General features: G+C 53.1%; 12 protein-coding genes and 1 riboswitch. Of the genes, 11 read left to right on the top strand and 1 reads right to left on the bottom strand.

What is annotated here, in order from left to right; all coding sequences use genetic code 11:
- Positions 1-123: 123 nt before the first annotated feature.
- The 10 genes from ACN0V1_RS05920 to ACN0V1_RS05875 all read left to right on the top strand — a co-directional run bounded on the left by ACN0V1_RS05920 (position 124) and on the right by ACN0V1_RS05875 (position 14,680).
- Positions 124-1,044 (top strand): D-hexose-6-phosphate mutarotase, encoded by a 921-nt coding sequence (locus tag ACN0V1_RS05920; protein ID WP_417544129.1) that lies wholly within the window; start codon positions 124-126, stop codon positions 1,042-1,044.
- Between the two features lie 23 nt (positions 1,045-1,067).
- The gene (locus ACN0V1_RS05915; protein ID WP_417544128.1) at positions 1,068-1,886 is read left to right on the top strand and encodes a lysophospholipid acyltransferase family protein; all 819 of its coding nucleotides are present in this window, start codon (positions 1,068-1,070) and stop codon (positions 1,884-1,886) included.
- Positions 1,883-2,842, top strand: coding sequence for an SDR family oxidoreductase (locus ACN0V1_RS05910; RefSeq protein WP_417544127.1), 960 nt, complete (start codon positions 1,883-1,885; stop codon positions 2,840-2,842). Before ACN0V1_RS05915 ends, ACN0V1_RS05910 begins: the two co-directional genes overlap by 4 nt.
- Positions 2,843-2,929: 87 nt before the next feature.
- Positions 2,930-5,101 carry an XrtA/PEP-CTERM system histidine kinase PrsK gene (gene prsK / locus ACN0V1_RS05905; RefSeq protein ID WP_417544126.1) on the top strand — a complete coding sequence of 724 codons (2,172 nt, stop codon included), beginning with the start codon at positions 2,930-2,932 and terminating at the stop codon, positions 5,099-5,101.
- Between the two features lie 102 nt (positions 5,102-5,203).
- The gene (gene prsR / locus ACN0V1_RS05900; RefSeq protein ID WP_417544125.1) at positions 5,204-6,577 is read left to right on the top strand and encodes a PEP-CTERM-box response regulator transcription factor; all 1,374 of its coding nucleotides are present in this window, start codon (positions 5,204-5,206) and stop codon (positions 6,575-6,577) included.
- 51 nt (positions 6,578-6,628) lie between these two features.
- Positions 6,629-9,262 (top strand): tetratricopeptide repeat protein, encoded by a 2,634-nt coding sequence (locus ACN0V1_RS05895; RefSeq protein WP_417544124.1) that lies wholly within the window; start codon positions 6,629-6,631, stop codon positions 9,260-9,262.
- A 190-nt stretch (positions 9,263-9,452) separates the two neighbouring features.
- A riboswitch (cyclic di-GMP riboswitch) is annotated at positions 9,453-9,536 on the top strand.
- A gap of 35 nt (positions 9,537-9,571) precedes the next feature.
- The gene (locus ACN0V1_RS05890; protein WP_417544123.1) at positions 9,572-10,279 is read left to right on the top strand and encodes a DUF4114 domain-containing protein; all 708 of its coding nucleotides are present in this window, start codon (positions 9,572-9,574) and stop codon (positions 10,277-10,279) included.
- Between the two features lie 118 nt (positions 10,280-10,397).
- Complete coding sequence (locus tag ACN0V1_RS05885; protein ID WP_417544122.1) at positions 10,398-11,819, top strand: exosortase/archaeosortase family protein; 1,422 nt, start codon at positions 10,398-10,400, stop codon at positions 11,817-11,819.
- 279 nt (positions 11,820-12,098) lie between these two features.
- Positions 12,099-13,721, top strand: a complete 1,623-nt coding sequence (locus ACN0V1_RS05880; RefSeq protein ID WP_417544121.1) for an FAD-binding oxidoreductase — start codon at positions 12,099-12,101, stop codon at positions 13,719-13,721.
- Positions 13,722-13,840: 119 nt separating this feature from the next.
- Complete coding sequence (locus ACN0V1_RS05875) at positions 13,841-14,680, top strand: PEP-CTERM/exosortase system-associated acyltransferase (RefSeq protein ID WP_417544120.1); 840 nt, start codon at positions 13,841-13,843, stop codon at positions 14,678-14,680.
- Between the two features lie 86 nt (positions 14,681-14,766).
- Here the strand turns inward: ACN0V1_RS05875 and ACN0V1_RS05870 are convergent, their stop codons facing one another.
- Positions 14,767-15,582: a THxN family PEP-CTERM protein gene (locus ACN0V1_RS05870; protein ID WP_417544119.1), complete on the bottom strand. Its 816-nt coding sequence runs from the start codon at positions 15,580-15,582 to the stop codon at positions 14,767-14,769.
- A gap of 590 nt (positions 15,583-16,172) precedes the next feature.
- On the opposite strand from ACN0V1_RS05870, the gene ACN0V1_RS05865 reads away from it, so the two are divergent.
- On the top strand, positions 16,173-17,135 hold the full coding sequence (locus tag ACN0V1_RS05865; protein ID WP_417544118.1) for a DHH family phosphoesterase: 963 nt from the start codon (positions 16,173-16,175) through the stop codon (positions 17,133-17,135).
- Positions 17,136-17,143: the final 8 nt, after the last annotated feature.

The following is a 17,143-nucleotide window of genomic DNA, read 5'->3' as shown; positions in this document are numbered from 1 at the left end:
TCCTTATGATCTGACGGTATTTTCAGTACGTTCGAGGCTATTTTATGGCCAGTTGTCGCCCGCGACACAGATTTGATTTACTCTTTGAGTAAGCAGATGCACTTAAGTCCGGAACCGAGCCCTATGTCCGAGAGCAGCAACAAGCCACCTTTATCCCTGACACCGGGACAATGGTCTTTTACCCGCTGGAATACAATCGGACAACTGGAAGCACTGGAGGTTCATCACCCCCTCTTCGAGGCAACAGTGTTTCTGCAAGGCGCGCATCTCACCCGATTTATCCCGAAGAACGAACCCGACTGGCTATGGCTCAGCCCCACTGCACGCTTTGAGCCCGGACGAGCCATTCGGGGGGGGATTCCCATATGCTGGCCCTGGTTCGGCGATCCTGCCCGCAACGCGCCGGAAGTGCGCAAACGGGTAAAAACGCCGAGCCCACACGGGTTTGCCCGCACGGCACTCTGGAAGCTGGAAGATGTGCGAGAAAACGCCCATGAGGTCGAAATAAGCCTGTCTCTTGATGCCAACGACGACTTTGCCGACGTATGGAATGGCCATGCCCTGGCCCTCCTTACGTTCAGCTTCTCGGTACGCGGCTGCCAGCTTGCCCTCACAACCACAAACCTCAGCAGTGATCCCTTGGCGTTCAGCCAGGCGCTGCACACTTACCTGCCAACAACCGACATAACGCGGTCGAGGGTATTGGGGCTGGGCTTCAGCAATTACATTGATACGCTCAAAAACTGGGAATACTGCACCCAGGATGGCCCTGTGTATTTCGATGGCGAAACAGACCGAATATACGAAAGCGGCGAGCCACTCACCATCGCAACGCCCGGTGCCAGCCGAAAGCTGACCGCGGTCGGGAGTGATTCTACTGTTATATGGAATCCCGGCCCTGATAAAGCGGTTGCGCTAAGCGACTTTCCGGGAGCTGCCTGGAAGACAATGCTCTGTGTCGAAACTGCCAATGCGGCAAGCGATTATCGCGTGCTTAATGAAGGCCAAAACCACACCCTCGGAGTGTCGATCGGACGTGGCTGAACAATGCTAATAAGGAAGTATGCATGAGCCTGGCATCGTTTTTGAAATCCCGGTTGATTCCAGCGAAGCTGGACGAACAAATCAACCGCATCCGCAAACCCATAGGGTCACTGGGATACGACCCCTGGGGTTTCAATAACGAGACCTTCAAGTACGGTTTTTCTCTGACGAAACCGATCTACGAGAAGTACTTCCGCACGGAAGCCCACGGCGTTGACCACATGCCCGCCGACGGGCCGGTATTGATTGTGGGAAATCACAGCGGGCAACTCCCGATTGACGGCATTTTGGTGGGCTATGCACTGGCGTCCCGAGAAAAAAATCCGCGCATTCCCCGGGCGATGATTGAACGCTTTTTCCCAACCGTACCCTGGCTCGGCAACCTGTTGAATGAGGTGGGAGCCGCATTGGGCGATCCGGTAAATTGCGCCAGAATGCTCGCCAACAATGAAGCCATCATTGTGTTTCCCGAAGGCGTGCGCGGCTCCGGCAAACTCTACCGCGATCGCTACAAGCTTCAGCGCTTTGGCAACGGCTTCATGCACCTTGCCATGAAATACAACGCTGCAATCGTGCCGGTCGGCATCGTGGGCTGTGAAGAAACCATTCCGGCCATCGCCAACATCAAACCTCTGGCCAAAGCCTTGGGCGTACCCTATGCCCCGGTGGCGATGCCCGTCATATTGCCCGCCAAGGTTCACCTGAATTTTGGCCCTCCCATGTACTTTGAGGGAGGGGACATTTCCGAAGAACAGGTCAATGAACGCGTTGAACAGGTAAAGGCTGAAATAAACCGGCTGATCAGCAAAGGGCTGGCTGAAAGAAAAGGGCTGTTCCGATGAATGTTCCGAAAAACATGCACCGCAAGCCTCAAATCCTGATCACGGGCGCCGCCGGTGCAACTGCGCAACGGGTAATCGAACGGCTGAAGGCAACCTGCGATCTCGTGGCCGTGGATGCCCGTATACAGGTTCCGCTCGGTGATGACATTCCCAGCTACTGTATCGATTTCAATCATCGCAGCTTTGAGGATCTGTTTCGGCGGTACCAGTTTGACGGCGTTATTCATCTAGGACGTATCCGCTCCAGCCAGCTCACCCGGCTGCGGCGCTATAACGCCAACGTTCTGGGCACACAAAAGCTGCTGGACCTGAGCCACAAATACGGCATCAAGCGCATCGTGGTGCTATCCACTTTCCACGTATACGGAGCCATGGCCTACAACCCCGCCCTCATAGACGAGTCGGCGCCCATGAAAAGCGCTGGCCTGAGCGCAGATCTGATCGATTCACTCGAACTGGAGAACCTGGCAAACCTCTATCTTTGGCGCTTCCCGGAACTGAACATTACCATTTTACGCCCCTGCAACATCGTGGGCCCGAGCGTCCAGAACACCATGAGTCGATTACTGGCCAGCCACTGGGCACCGGTTCTCGCAGGCTTCTCCCCCATGATGCAGTTTATGCATATCGACGACATGGCCGATGCCATAGTGCTGGCTTACAACAAGCCAGTAAGGGGAATATTCAACGTGGCATCGGATGACTGGGTAGCCTACCAACGAGCGTTGGAGCTGTCCGGCTGCACGCGAATTCCGGTGCCATCTATTCCGCCCGTCTTGCCACGGCTGATTCTGCGAACACTGCGCCTGCAAAGCTTTCCCGCCTATCTCATGGAGTTTTTCAAATACCCGGTGGTGATCGATGGCCAGGCGTTTGCGAAAGAGTTCGGATTCCAGCCCAAGCGGCCACTGAAGGAAATCTTCCGGTTTTACCGGGACAACAAAAGGCCGTTGTAACCGCGACCGCAGCTTCGGTTCTATCCGGAGTTGCACAGAACCGCCGCCCATCGCAAACTACAGCTATCCAAGAACCAGGCAGATTACATGCTTCCAGATCTGAGCGTGATAAGTCACGGCGCAGCAGCCGCAGTTTTTACAATACTCGCGTTGCTCGTGGGCACGCGCTATTTAAGGCGTGACATAGACCGGGCGTTGTTTCTGGCAATCATCGTTACAATACTCTGGGCTTCTGCCCTCGTTACTCAAAGCATCTGGGGGCAACCCAGCTTTTTTATTCGTTACCTGCTGGAACTGCTCCGCGATACCGCCTGGATTCTTCTTCTGTTCGCCATGCTGCGAGACATCTTCCGGCAAGGTCGCCTGAGCGGGCAAATCAAAAAGTTCCTCGGAATCGCAACGGTCGTCCTGCTCGCCACCTTGCTTGCCCTCGGCAGCCTCGAATTCATCTTTAGCCTGGCATTGGTAGACGGCAAGACCAAGCTCATCGGGCAAATTGCACTGTCGATTCTTGGCCTGTCTCTGGTTGAGCAGATCTGGCGCAACGCTCCAGCATTCGGCCGCTCCAGCATGAAGTATCTGTGCATCGGCACAGCCACTATTTTTGCGTTTGATTTTTTCATGTACGCCGACGCGCTGCTGTTCGGTTCGATCGCCGATTCCTTCTGGAACGCCCGGGGCTTCGTAAACGCTGCATTGGTGCCGCTGTTTGCCATAAACGTCGTCAACACCCGCAAGCAACCCATCGACTTTCAGCTCTCCCGTTCTGCTGTGTTTCACGCTGGCACACTGATTCTGGCCGGCGTTTACCTGCTTTTGCTTTCGATAAGCGGTTACTACGTCCGTACGCTAGGCGGTAACTGGGGCGAAGCCTTGCAGGTACTTTTATCCGTTGTCGCTGTGGTTTTTCTCGTCATGCTGGTGCTTTCGAGGCGCCTGAGAGCAAAATTGATGGTGCTGATCAGCCAGAACTTTTTTGACTACAAGTACGATTACCGGGAAGAATGGCTGAACATGACCAAAGTGCTGTCGGACCTCAGCGATGAGCCTCCCCTTCCCCTGCGCGCAATCCGGATTCTTGCAGGCCTGGTAGAAAGCAACGCTGGCGCGATCTGGCTGAAGAGCGAACAGGGCTCTTATGCCCTCAAAGAATCCGCCAATCTCGCCACCCCCAGATACACCATCATTGATGAAGATTCTGATCTGGTGCGTTTTTTCGTCGATAAAGAATGGATTATTAATCTCGATGAATACAAGGCGGACCCGGTGCGCTACAACCTGCTGGAAATCCCCGACGCCATCTCCAGAACCCCGGATGCCTGGCTGGTTATCCCGTTGTATCTGGGTAACGAGTTATACGGAATTGCGATGATCGGCCACCCCTATGCGCGAGTGGACCTGAACTGGGAAAACTTCGATCTGATCAAAGTAGTTGCCCGCCAGACCTGTAATTTGCTGGCGCAGGCGGATTCACAGAACCGTTTATCACGGGCGATGCAGTTCGAAGCCGTAAGCAAAGCATCCGCCTTCATGGTGCACGACCTGAAAACCGTGATTGCCCAGCTGTCACTGCTGGTGAACAACGCCCAGAAACACCGGAACAACCCCGCCTTTATTGAGGACATGATCAAAACCACCGACCATGCGGTCAGCAAGATGACCAATCTTGTTGAGCACATCCGAAAACCGGGTGAAGAAGCAGATAACGACTCCAAATCACTCGACCTCACCAGTCTGGTATCCAGCCTGTTGGAGCACTACAACCGACAGCTTCCCTTACCCAAACTGGAGGGAAATCCGCAAAGGATCATGATTAAAGCGGATTCGGAACAATTGCGGAGCGTTCTTGGGCACCTTATCCAGAACGCGCAGGATGCAACCCCACCTGATGGAGAAGTCACACTGTCTCTTAAAATTGCCAAAGGGAACGTCGTACTCTTTATTCAGGACACCGGTTGCGGCATGACAGAGGACTTTATCGGCAGCCGACTGTTCAAACCGTTCGAAAGCACCAAGGGCCTCACCGGTATGGGCATTGGCGCCTACCAGGCACGGGAGTACATTCAGCGACTCGGCGGCACCATTGATGCCACAAGTGAACCCGGCATTGGCTCCTGCTTCTCCATTCGAATTCCGCTGATGGATGAGCCGATACACAGCCATACAAATGATGCGGATGGAGAAAGTGGCGGGGGAGGTGAAATTGAAGAGAATCGATCAATTTCCGACAATCCCAACCCTCAAGAGTTCGTCAATTAAATGGCAAAAACTCGCAATAACTCAATCGACCATTGCAAAGTGTCAATGTTCAGTTAAGAATCAGAAGTAGTGGAACACTCAAACAAAGGAATTGTTGCTGTTGTGACTAGACGACTGCTCATTGTAGAGGATGATCCGGGGCTGCAAAGCCAGATGCGCTGGTGTCTCAGCGAAGATCTGGAAGTGACTGTCGCCTCAGACAGAGAAGCTGCTCTGACGGCAATCAGGCGCGAAGAGCCTGATGTCGTAACACTGGATCTGGGCCTCCCGCCAGACCCGGGCGGCGCGACAGAAGGCTTCGCGTTGTTGGAAGAGATTCTTCGACTTGCACCCATGACCAAGGTGATTGTGGTGACCGGTCGCGAGGACAAGGAAAACGCTGTTAAAGCGATCGGAATAGGTGCGTCCGATTTTTACCAGAAGCCTCTGGATGCCGATATCCTGAATTTTGTGGTTAACAGAGGCTTCCGGCTTGCGGAGCTGGAGCGGGAAAACCAGGCTCTGGCGCATCCGGGCAATGGTACAAACATCAAAGGAATTATCGCAGCAAGCCCGCAAATGATGACTGTATGCCGCACGCTGGAAAAAGTCGCGCCCACCGATGTAACAACACTTATCACCGGTGAAACCGGCACAGGCAAAGAACTTCTCGCCCGCGCACTCCACGACCTGAGCCCTCGTGCCGGAAACGTATTTGCAGCCATCAACTGCGCAGCCATCCCTGAAAATCTACTGGAAAGCGAACTGTTCGGCTTTGAAAAAGGCTCCTTCACCGGTGCCACTCAGTCCAAGAAAGGCAAGATTGAAAGTGCCAACGGCGGCACCCTCTTCCTTGATGAAATTGGCGATATGCCGATGCCGCTTCAGGCCAAACTGTTACGCTTTCTGCAAGAGCGGGTTGTAGACAGAGTGGGCTCGGTAAAGCCAATAACCGTGGACGTGCGCGTAGTATGCGCAACACACCGCAACGTACAGCAGTTGATCGAAAACGGTGCGTTCCGCGAGGATCTTTACTACCGGATCAGCGAAATAACCCTCGACGTGCCGGCTGTAAGAGAACGAGACGGCGACGCGCTGGTTATCGCCCAATCCCTGCTCAAATCCCTCGGTAAGGCAATGGACCGGCAAAATCTCACCTTCTCCGAAGGCGCCATTAATGCAATCAGTAGCTACGCATGGCCCGGCAACGTGCGGGAAATGATCAACAAGGTGAAACGAGCCATCATAATGGCCGATGGCAAGCGGATTACCAGTGAAGACCTGGAATTACGGGGTAGCGAGGAGCCAGGCGCATGCCACCTGAACCTTCGCCAGGTGCGCGAACAGGCCGAACGCAAGGCCATAATGCAAGCGCTGCAGACGAGCGGCTTCAACATGGCACAAGCCTCCCGGCTTCTCGGCGTAACCCGCCCAACCCTGTACAACCTTACCGACAAATACAAAATCGACACATCGGCAGTAGCCCCGGAAGTCTGAGTTACTTTCCAGGCACCCGATAGCAGCGAACGGATCAAGGAGCAGATGTACATGATCATAAAGCAAACAACACTGAAATCACTTTCAAGCCTGTCGCTGGCGGGCAGCCTCCTACTTGCACTCTCTCTGCTCACTGGCTGCAACAACACAGACTCGTCAGAGGCTTTGTCACACGTTGCTCGGGCAGAAACATACGCGGATCAGGGGCAATTCCGCTCGGCCCTGCTTGAAGTTAAAAATGCCATCCAGAAGGATCCAAACAACGTGGAACACGTTGTGCGCTTGGCAGATCTGTATCTGCAGCTAGGCGCCGCGAAAGAAGCCTCCGAACTCCTGGCACCCTGGATGAACGAACAACCTGAAGCTGTAGCTCTTATACTCGCCCGCGCTTATGTGGAACAGGGTAAACACCTTTCAGCAACAGAAACCCTCGCCCAGCAGACACCCAACTCCGCGGCAGATCAACTGGAAACATCCCTTATCCGAGCTGAAGCCCTGCGCAAATCAGGAGAATTGGCCGAAGCGCTGGCACTGTACAATAATCTCGTTACCAGTAACTCATCCAACACAGAGGCAGTCACCGGTCTTATTCAAACCCAGATTAACCTGGGCAACAACGAACGGGCTTTAGAAACCGCAGATGGATGGCTTGCCGCAAATGAACAGTCGCCAGAAGTTCTTTACTGGAAAGGCGTGGCTCAGTATCGGCAGAATCAACTGGAACAGTCCGTTGGAACCCTGACGGATGCCGTAGGTATGCTCCCCACATCCGATCTCTTCCTGCCCATACGCCGTAATGTGCTTGCCACTCTCTCCCGAGTACTAACTGAACAGGGCAAGATTACCGAAGCCCAGATCTATAACCGGATATTGGCAGAAAATGTTAACACTGGCGCACGGGAACAAGGCGAAGCGGTTATTGCAGCACTTAAAGAACGCAATTTTGAAGGGGCGAAAACGATCCTGCGTGACAGCCTCAAGTTGGACCCTGAAAACGAAGATGTAGCCATGCTGCTCGGAGCAATTTCTGCAGGCACCGGCGAGTTGGAGGAAGGCGCTCAGTTGCTCACGGAAAACCTGGACCCGGAAACGACACCTACTCAGTTCATCAGGGCTGCCACCATGGCCCAAATTGATACCGGAGACCGCGAAGCCGCTATCGCAACCCTGGACAGAGCCATAAAAGCTCGCCCTAACGACAACGAACTCCTGGCCATGCACGGCATTCTTGCACTCAGCCTTCCTGGCCGCGAGAACGACGGCATTGCCAGCCTTAGCAAAGCCATCAGCAATGAACCCGAGCGCGTGCGCCTGAGGCTCGCGCTGGCAAGGCACTACCTGCAGAACGACCAGGCCGAGCAGGCACTCGGCCAATTGCGGATGGCCTTCACTGCCAACCCTGGGGACTGGGTCACCACCAGCACCTACTTGAACCTGCTAATCCTGCAAGGTGAAAAGCAAGAAGCCGGTGAGATCCGCGACTCTCTGATTAACGGTTACGGCGACCAGCCCCGGGCCGTTTTACTGGCAAGCCTTGCAGATGCAAAGCTGGGGAGCCCGGATAAGGCCGCAACGCGGCTTGAAAAACTGGTCAAGGAAAGCCCCGAACTACAGGCGCCAAAAGTTGCACTCGCGAGCCTTTATGCCCAATCTGACAAACGTGAAAGCGCAGTTACCTTGCTGGTAGACGCGGCTACCCTTACTCCGGATATTATCCGTCCACTTCAGCAGGCCGGCCAAATTTATACGCTGGATCATACTGTAGCTGAAGCCAAGACCTGGCTGGCTGGTGTGGCGAAAGCCCACCCTGAACTGAAACAGAATACTGATACACTCACCGCGCTAATTAATATAAACCAGGGCGAACTGTCAGAAGCCAGAGCAATTCTGTCAGCATTGAAAGATTCCGACTCCGCAACGATAAAACGCGTTTATACCCAATTGTTGGTTGCTGAGGCTCAGGCCGCAGCGAACAACAAGGAATGGGCTGAAGCTCGGGCCAAAGCTGCCGAAGCCATTGCTCTTGCGCCCGAGAGTCTCCGGCTCGCACTGTTGCCAGTGGGAATTGCCCAAGTGGAAGGCAAGATTGAAGACGCCCTCTCAGCGCTGGACGCAGTGGAGAAAACCTACGGAGAAGTGACAGCGACCAGACTTGCCCGTGCTAAGTTAATCCAGCAACAGCAGGGCTCAGAAGCTGTCTACGAATACCTTTCGGAAAGATGGCAAGCCACCAAAGATATACAACTGATGCCCACCCTCCTTGGGTTGGCAAAAAAAGAAGCTCCCGGCTCACTAGACGGCCTGACAGAAAGCTGGCTTAACGAAGCCCCGCAAAACCTTGTAGCACATTTGGCGAGAGCCGATTGGCTGATGACCGACAACCAGGAAACGGCAGCAGCAAACCACTACGAACAAGTTCTTGCACAGCAGCCGAATAACGTTGCCGCGCTGAACAATCTGGCCTGGGTGTTGCGCGAGCAAAGCTCCGACCGCGCACTGAAACTCGCCCAGCAGGCAAGTGAGCTCGCGCCCAACAGCCCTGCGGTCCTGGATACTTATGGCTGGGTGCTCCACCTGAACGGGAAGCACGCAGAAGCCAAAACTGCCATAGAAAAAGCTCTTACCCTTGCGCCGGGCAATGAGGACATAGCGGGGCATCTTGAGACGGTAAATAAAGCACTGTAAAGAAAATCGACGTTAACGCTAGAACGTTTAATAAGCAGAGACCTGAGATGTAACAATCTTGGGTCTTTTTTATTTTTGCGTCGACTTTCTTTACAGTTCAACTAATGAAAACCAAAAATATTGTTTAAATTCAATTAGTTAAAATGTTGGCGCGATAATCGCTTATTGCCTAAATGCAAGATCGGCAGTCCCGGTCGTATGCCAAACCATTCGAGAGGGTGGGACGGAAAGCCAAGGATCTCTAATAAAACAATGAGACAGCCTGGTTGCACGTAAACGGAATTCGAAGCAGTCAACCGGAGAATACACATGCAGTACAAAACAGCCTTTACGATGGCAGCGATGCTCTCTTTTCCTATAGCAGCTTTTGCTACGCCCACACTGGATCAGATTCTCGCAGGCGCACCTAACCTTTCCGATAATGGTGCCCAGTCCTTTCAGCTTATTGATATGGACAACACAAAAGACGATTTCTTTGCGCAAATTGTGCTTGAACAAGCCTCATATGAAAGCAACATGGGCATTTACTCGTTTGAAACCGATATCAACGGTAATGCCATACTCGGAAATGCGCTTCAGGTCTTCTCTGCGAGCCAAGAACCCGGCTTCGCCTCCAGCCAATCCGTTTACTTTGACTTGCTGAGCGGCATTGCCTACCTGGACGATGATGGCAACACAGGTTTAACAGCCGGCGATACTCAAGCGCTTATCGGAGGCACATTCGGTTTCTATCTGGACGTTGTAAACACAGGCCAGACGTATTACTCCCACGTTAATTTGAACAACGACGGCTTTGACCATCTAGCGGCATATAGCACTGCAGGCCAAGGCGGATTAACCAATGCGTTCGATCTTATTCTTGCCTGGGAAGACCTGCCCAATGGTGGTGATGAGGACTTTACTGACATGGTTGTTGCAGTCAGTGACGTAATAGCAGTACCCGAGCCTGGCACTCTTGCCCTCCTTGGCCTTGGTCTTGCAGGCCTTGCTGCGGCTCGCCGTCAGCAAAAAGCTTGATTTCGGTTGAGTAATAAGAAAGCCAGCTTCGGCTGGTTTTTTTTGTTCTGAATTTGAGTTTTATGTAAACGACATACACAGTATCCTGTCGATTGATAAACAGGCTGGCGGACAAGCGATGTTAAGGAAGACATTAGACAACCTACCCCTCTCCAGGCCTTATCTGGTCGTTACAGCGATTGCCGTCCTGATTTTTTACCCCACCTGGATCAGGCTGGCGGAAGCCTGGCTTGAATTTGAGCAGGTTCTGGCACACGGTCTTGTAACTGCCGTAATATTTCTTGGCCTTTTGTTGATTCATCCACCAGGCCACGTCGAGCCTCAAGCAAAGCTCAAACCCTACCATCTTGCCGGCGCAGTTCTATTAATTGCGACAACGCTGATTTGGGGGCTGCTGGAACTGGTTCGTATCGACACCCTGGCCTACCTGCTGCTTCCTGCTGGCCTAATCACAACGGCCTGGGTACTGTTGGGATTGGCTCGAACACTGAAGTTCCTCCCTTACGTTCTGCTTCTCTCACTTTCACTGCCTATCTGGGCAGACGTGGTCCCGGCCCTTGTGGAGCTCGCAAGTGTCGTTGTCGGAACCTGGGTAGGCTGGTTCGGGATGACAGCCCTTATTGAAGGCAACAGCATCACCCTTCCCTATGGTCGCCTTCTCATCGCCGACGGCTGCTCGGGAATACGCTATTTCGCGATTGCCATTTTGCTGGCCATGATGACATCCATCCTCAACGACTACCGTTGGCGCGGTTGGCTGATAACGTTACTCGTCGCCGCCACACTCGGCCTCATCGCTAACTGGGTGCGCATAACCATCTTGGTCGTCGTTGCCTACGAAACCAATATGCAAAGCGAAATGCTTTCCGATCATGAAACCATGGGCTGGGTTGTCTTTGCCGCCTTTATCCTACCAGCACTGTACTTTTCGCCCGTTCGCAGACGCACCACAAAGCCAAACCTGAATGCTGGCGAAGGCATCAACTACAAAAAAGGTTTTGCTGCGATTGCAACTGCAATTGTTCTTGGCCCGATTGCACTCGTACTTGCTCAAAATACGGCCAGCCAAAAACCGGAATGGGTCATTGACCTTCCGGAATTCCGGCAGCTCCAATCCGGCAGACTGCCATTGCCAATCTCTCTTCCAGATGGCCTAAAAGAGCAAGTCTGGCATTCAGGCGATACCTGGATATCGTTCGCACAGAGCCAGAAAAAAAGCGCTGATGAAAAACTCGTGCCCTATCTGCCTCAATTATTTGACAAATCGATTTGGCACATTGAAAAGCAACTGGAGCCTGGCCTCCGAATTTATCGCAACATCCTGACCAGAAATAAGGTTCTGGTGGCCCAATTGTATAAGGTGGGTTCGCACACAAGCTGGAGCTACCGCAACGCCAAACTACTGCAGATACCGGCCGCATTTACAGGCGAAACGCGATTTGCATTGATTACTATACAAACATTCTGCGGCCCTCGAGACTGCGCAAACGTGCTTGCCCAAATGCAAACTGCGGTGTCTTCAATTGATAAACAAACTTAATCACAAGCCCGAAAGGCATTAGGTTTCCCTTTCATCACTGCCTAATAACTAACCAGTTTAACATTATTTAACAAAAATACTCCTCACCGAATTTCTCTGATTTCACTCCAACTATTTGTTTGCACGTCTATTCTTTAGCACATACTGCTTTAAAGCCATTACTGATACTACATGTTTTGTCAACCCTTTCTCGACTAAAATTGTCGCCAATGATGAACACCTCGGTACAAAACTTTAATTAAGTGTTCATAAAAGTCACAGATAACCGTGGAAACACCAGTGGATAGGATCTCTACCGAGTCTGCAATTGCCGAATGGATTACTATTCTGGGTGAATCTGGAGTCGTCGCGTCTAAAGCAGCAGATTTCGGCGCCTCCACAATCGGAACCAAGCGCTCTATTCCCGCTGTGCTCCGCCCAGAGAATCAAGAGCAGGTCGCAGCGGTTCTAAAGGTCGCGCAACGTTGGTGCGTAGCCGTCTATCCCGTGAGCACAGGTAATAACTGGGGCTACGGTAGCGCCAACCCGGTTGAAGACGGCTGCGCCATCCTTGATCTTAGCGGGCTTGACCGTATCTCCGGTTTTGATCCCGAAATGGGCGTTGTCACCGTTGAACCCGGTGTCACCCAAGGCGCCCTGAGGGACTTCCTTGATCAACAAGAAGGCAATTACCTTGTTCCGGTGACGGGCGCGGGGCCCACCTGCAGCATACTTGGTAATGCGCTCGAGCGGGGCTATGGCATCACGCCGATTACTGATCATTTTGCGGCGGTGACAAAGATAGAAGCGATCTTGCCCGACGGCACCCTTTACCGGACACCGCTCAGCGAACTTGGCGGCGCGGAAGTAGACGGTCTTTTCAAATGGGGCTTGGGCCCCTATCTCGACGGGCTTTTCAGCCAGGGGAATTTCGGCGTGGTTGTGAATATGACCATCGCCCTTGCACCAGCGCCCGATACCGTCACTGCGTTTTTCTTTTCCACAAAAGACGATGCCAAATTGGAAGCGCTTGTGCCCACCGTCAGGGCTGTGTTGCGAACGCTCGGCGGTTCGGTTGTGGCGATTAACCTGCTCAACAGCCAACGCATGCTCTCGATGATGACGCCCTTCCCTGAAGACAAGGCCCTTGACGGTGTTCTGCCTGCTCACGAAGTTGAAAGTCTCGCCAACAGTCATGGCGTGCCGGCGTGGAGTGGGGTTGGAGCGATTTATGCCTCAAAAGAGGTAGCCCGAGCGGCCCGACGCACGCTACGGCGACTTCTCGGCCCAGTGACCGACCGCCTCATCTTTATCAACCGGCGGAAAGTTGATGCCGTCCGGAAGATTGCCCGCGTACTACCCGGCAGGCTGGCTACTCGGGTTAAGGGTATGGCGGACACGCTCTCGGGCGCGCTGGAAATCATGCACGGCACTCCCAATGATGTCGCGCTGGCACTGGCGTACTGGCGCTCAGGCGCCCTGCCCGGGCCCGGGCAACCAAAAAACCCCGCACGCGATGGCTGTGGGCTCATCTGGTTCGCACCGCTGGTTCCGATACGGGGCAAAGACGTTCGCCGTTATATCAATATGGTTGAAAGAATTTGCCCGCAGTACGGCGTCAATCCGCTCATTACATTGACGACAGTAAACGATCGCTGTTTTGACTCGACCGTTCCCCTGCTCTTTGATCGCAGGAACGCCGACGCAACAGCACGGGCCAACGACTGTTATCGTGCACTGTACGACGCGGGTCAAAAGGAAGGCTTCCTGCCCTACCGCCTCAACATCGACGCGATGGACATCCTTCATACCGGTGGCTCTGCTTTCTCCAGACTTGCCAGCCAACTGAAAGCGGCAGTCGACCCCAATTTTATCCTGGCGCCCGGACGTTACGTGCCCAGGATCAAGCGTTCCGAGGTCTGATGAGCTGTCACCTCGATACACCCGTAGTACGCCGTCAAATGGAGTTCAGGCGGCGCCTTTTTATCACTGCGACTATCGCCACAACAGCTCCCTGAACGGGACAGAATGAGGATTTAGCAATGCACACAGGGTTTGCATTTCAGCACGAAACAAAAAACACAAAAAACCATCAAATTCAGGAAGACGTCAGCACCATTTTCAACTCGGTATTCAATGTCGAGTTGGCAACGTCCCCAGAGGCGATTAACGAGGTCTTTGAAGTTCGGTATCAGGTTTATTGTGTTGACCGGCCTTTCGAGGACCCCGATTGCTTCGCCGATAAACGCGAACACGATGCATACGACCCACGATCCGCGCACGCTCTGATCCGACACCGACTGACGAGAGACAACGTTGCCACCGTTCGTCTCGTTATGGCGGGCGATAACCCGGGACAGGCCGATTTTCCCATGGAAGGCCACTGCCTCCCCCGGATGGACCGGTATGCAAGGGAAGCATTCGCAGGCGCACGTCGCGAGCAGATCGCAGAAATATCCCGGATGGCGGTCAGCCGAGAGTTTCGGCGGCGTCTCAATGAGGACAAATCGGACGTTGGCATCAGCGATTTCGTCTGCTACAGCGATTCGGAAAACGGCAAACGCGCCATGCCCTATATCAGCCTTGGGCTTTTCGCCGCTATTCTCCAGATGTCGGTCAAACATGGCATAACCCACTGGATGGCGGTCATGGAGCCGGCACAGCTGCGCCTGTTAAAGCGATTTGGAGTTGAATTTGATCATGTGGGCCCCGTGCTGGAGTATCACGGTCGCCGCCGCCCTGCTTTCACCGAAGCCGCGTCACTGATTGAAGGCATAAGGAAGCGCCGCCCAGATGTCTGGGCGCTGATTACTGACGGTGGGCGATACTTGCCAGCCAAACCCGATATAACCTATAAGCATAACAACAAACAGGTTGCCTGACCCAACGCCAATGTAAGAAGCCCCCGCTTCTCAGCAGGGGCTTCTTGTTTCAGCACTGTCATCCAGGCGCTATAAATGCTCGAAAGTTAGGACTTTGCAGCTTTTTTCCTGCGTGACAGACCAAGCCCGGCCAAGCCCATGCCCAGCAGTGCCAGGGTGCCTGGCTCGGGTACTGCTACACCCTCGATACGGAACCGGGTCTGGAACTCGTTTTCATTGTCCTCTAAAGTCAGAAGACCCACGCATCCGGGATCAGCACCCGCTTCCGTACAGGCATCGTCGAGCAGGGTTGTCACACCCGCCACCTGAAGGAAGATCGTATACTTGTAGGCGTCATACACGAACGACGATTTGAAGTCGAAGGTACCGTCGCCATTATCCACCGCACCCAGATCGCCGAAGTTGGCAATGGTGAAAATATCATCACAGATGCTGCCCGCGCCGGTGACACAAGGTGCACTATTTCCCGTTTCTATGAAGAAGCTTTCAAAAGTGGTTGTGAACGGACCCTGGTCGGGGCCGACCGGGCTCGTCGGGCTCAGCGTCAGATCGGACATTAGATCGAAGCTGGACAGCGCACGACCTTCAGCAGGGAGAATGTTGTTGGTATGGGTGAATACACCACCGTCTACGAAGCCACCGCCGGTTACAAGGGGACCTGTCTTAGCTACATCAGTAATCCCGACAGACGACTGGTCTCCATCACCCACGCCCCATGACAGGAGATTGCTGCCGGAACCGTCAACAGTGCCGGTTCCGCCAGTCTCGCCCGTAACGAAAAGCGTGCTGTCGACCGCATAGTCCCACGTGGTAACCAGCGTCCCCGCGCTGGCCAATTGCGCTCCCAATGCAAAGGGCACGACAAGAGATGATAAAAGCGTTCTTTTAAGGACCTTGTTCATGTTGTTTCTCCTTGAAGGTGGACACTGGCAACCGGAATTCGAGTCAGCACGCCAGCGCTTCCTGCTAGTCAGCATCATCCATGCCACGTGTTTAAAATTGTTATTTTTCAACAACGTGAAATAACGTAAAATCAGAACTTAACTGATGTGGAGATGCAGGTGTAAACGTCTTCGACATTGAAGGAGCGCAAACGCACCTCCTGAGACGTCATGTGCTTTTTAGCGAAGCATTTAACACGCCCGATAAGAACAAAAAGTTCTAAAGAGATCGTTTTGTAGTTATTCGAGGATTAGAAACGAATTTGAACAACAAACCGACCTCAATATGCGTAAATTATTCTGACACCAGGAAAGCATGGGTGGCTTTTCGGTCAGAATTTGAGTTTTATGTAAACGAAATACGCAGTATCCTGTCGCTTGATACCCAGTCCGGCAAACAACCAATGTTAAGGAAAACATTAGATAATCTACCTTCATTGCATAACGGATGATTAGCACACTGGGGTACCCGCTAAAGTTCTCGAAGTAGAAACTTTGGCTTTTCACGATGCCCTTGCCCATCACTGCTACCTACTGAATTGTGAATCGATATGAATGTGTACGATGTGTTTAACGGCGATGCCGATGGAATTTGCGCCCTGATACAGCTGCGACTTGCGGAGCCTGCCGAGACCACCCTGATTACTGGAGTTAAGCGTGACATTGCCCTTGTGCGACAAGTTCCAACTATAAAGCCTGTGAAGGCGACAATTCTGGATATCAGCCTTGATAAGAACCGAGAAGCTGTAGATGCACTTTTGGCACTAGGCAGTGAGGTATTTTATGTGGATCACCATTTCCCAGGCGAGTCGTTGCCGGATGCGCCCGGCTTTACAGCATTGATTGATACCCAGCCCACCACCTGCACCAGTTTGCTCATAGACCAGCATTTGGGTGGTCGTTTTCACAACTGGGCGATTGCTGCAGCCTTTGGTGACAACCTCAATGCCGTCGCTGAAGGTCTCGCGAGAGCAGCTGGGTTGTCTGCGGAACAAGCGACATCGCTTAAAGCCCTTGGTGTATGCATTAACTACAACGGTTATGGCGCCACGGTGGACGACCTGCATTTCCATCCGGCAGATCTATACCGCGAGTTTGTAAAGTTTGAGGATCCACTTGAACTGATTGCCTCCAAACCGCTGGCATGGAAGAAACTGCGAAAAGGCTATGAGGCCGATATGGCCAGTGGACTAGCAGCCCCCATAATGGCTGAGAATGCGTCCTCTATTGTTGTTAAACTCCCAGACGAACCCTGGGCCCGTCGAGTAAGTGGCGTGTTGGGCAATGAGCTGGCCAACCGAAATCCGGATAAAGCCTGTGGTATCGTTACCGAGAAAGCTGATGGTAGCTATCTGGTGAGTATTCGTGCGCCCATTAATAACCGCACCGGCGCAGACGAACTGGCTCGCCAATTTCCAACGGGGGGCGGCCGAAAAGCCGCCGCTGGCATCAATGTACTGCCAGGAAACCAACTGGACGAATTTCTGAATGCAATTGCCGAATTCTGGAGCTAACGGATCAC

The organism is Marinobacter sp. (assembly GCF_048266785.1).
Classification (GTDB): Bacteria; Pseudomonadota; Gammaproteobacteria; order Pseudomonadales; family Oleiphilaceae; genus Marinobacter.
The sequence above is the reverse complement of the archived record's forward strand: the minus strand, read 5'-3'. Positions and strand labels throughout refer to the sequence as shown.

Coding starts and splice junctions, on each gene's coding strand:
- ACN0V1_RS05895 (WP_417544124.1), top strand. CDS start 6,629: ATGATCATAAAGCAAACAACACTGAAATCACTTTCAAGCCTGTCGCTG.
- ACN0V1_RS05920 (WP_417544129.1), top strand. CDS start 124: ATGTCCGAGAGCAGCAACAAGCCACCTTTATCCCTGACACCGGGACAA.
- prsK (WP_417544126.1), top strand. CDS start 2,930: ATGCTTCCAGATCTGAGCGTGATAAGTCACGGCGCAGCAGCCGCAGTT.
- ACN0V1_RS05915 (WP_417544128.1), top strand. CDS start 1,068: ATGAGCCTGGCATCGTTTTTGAAATCCCGGTTGATTCCAGCGAAGCTG.
- ACN0V1_RS05865 (WP_417544118.1), top strand. CDS start 16,173: ATGAATGTGTACGATGTGTTTAACGGCGATGCCGATGGAATTTGCGCC.
- ACN0V1_RS05890 (WP_417544123.1), top strand. CDS start 9,572: ATGCAGTACAAAACAGCCTTTACGATGGCAGCGATGCTCTCTTTTCCT.
- ACN0V1_RS05885 (WP_417544122.1), top strand. CDS start 10,398: ATGTTAAGGAAGACATTAGACAACCTACCCCTCTCCAGGCCTTATCTG.
- ACN0V1_RS05910 (WP_417544127.1), top strand. CDS start 1,883: ATGAATGTTCCGAAAAACATGCACCGCAAGCCTCAAATCCTGATCACG.
- ACN0V1_RS05875 (WP_417544120.1), top strand. CDS start 13,841: ATGCACACAGGGTTTGCATTTCAGCACGAAACAAAAAACACAAAAAAC.
- ACN0V1_RS05870 (WP_417544119.1), bottom strand. CDS start 15,582: ATGAACAAGGTCCTTAAAAGAACGCTTTTATCATCTCTTGTCGTGCCC.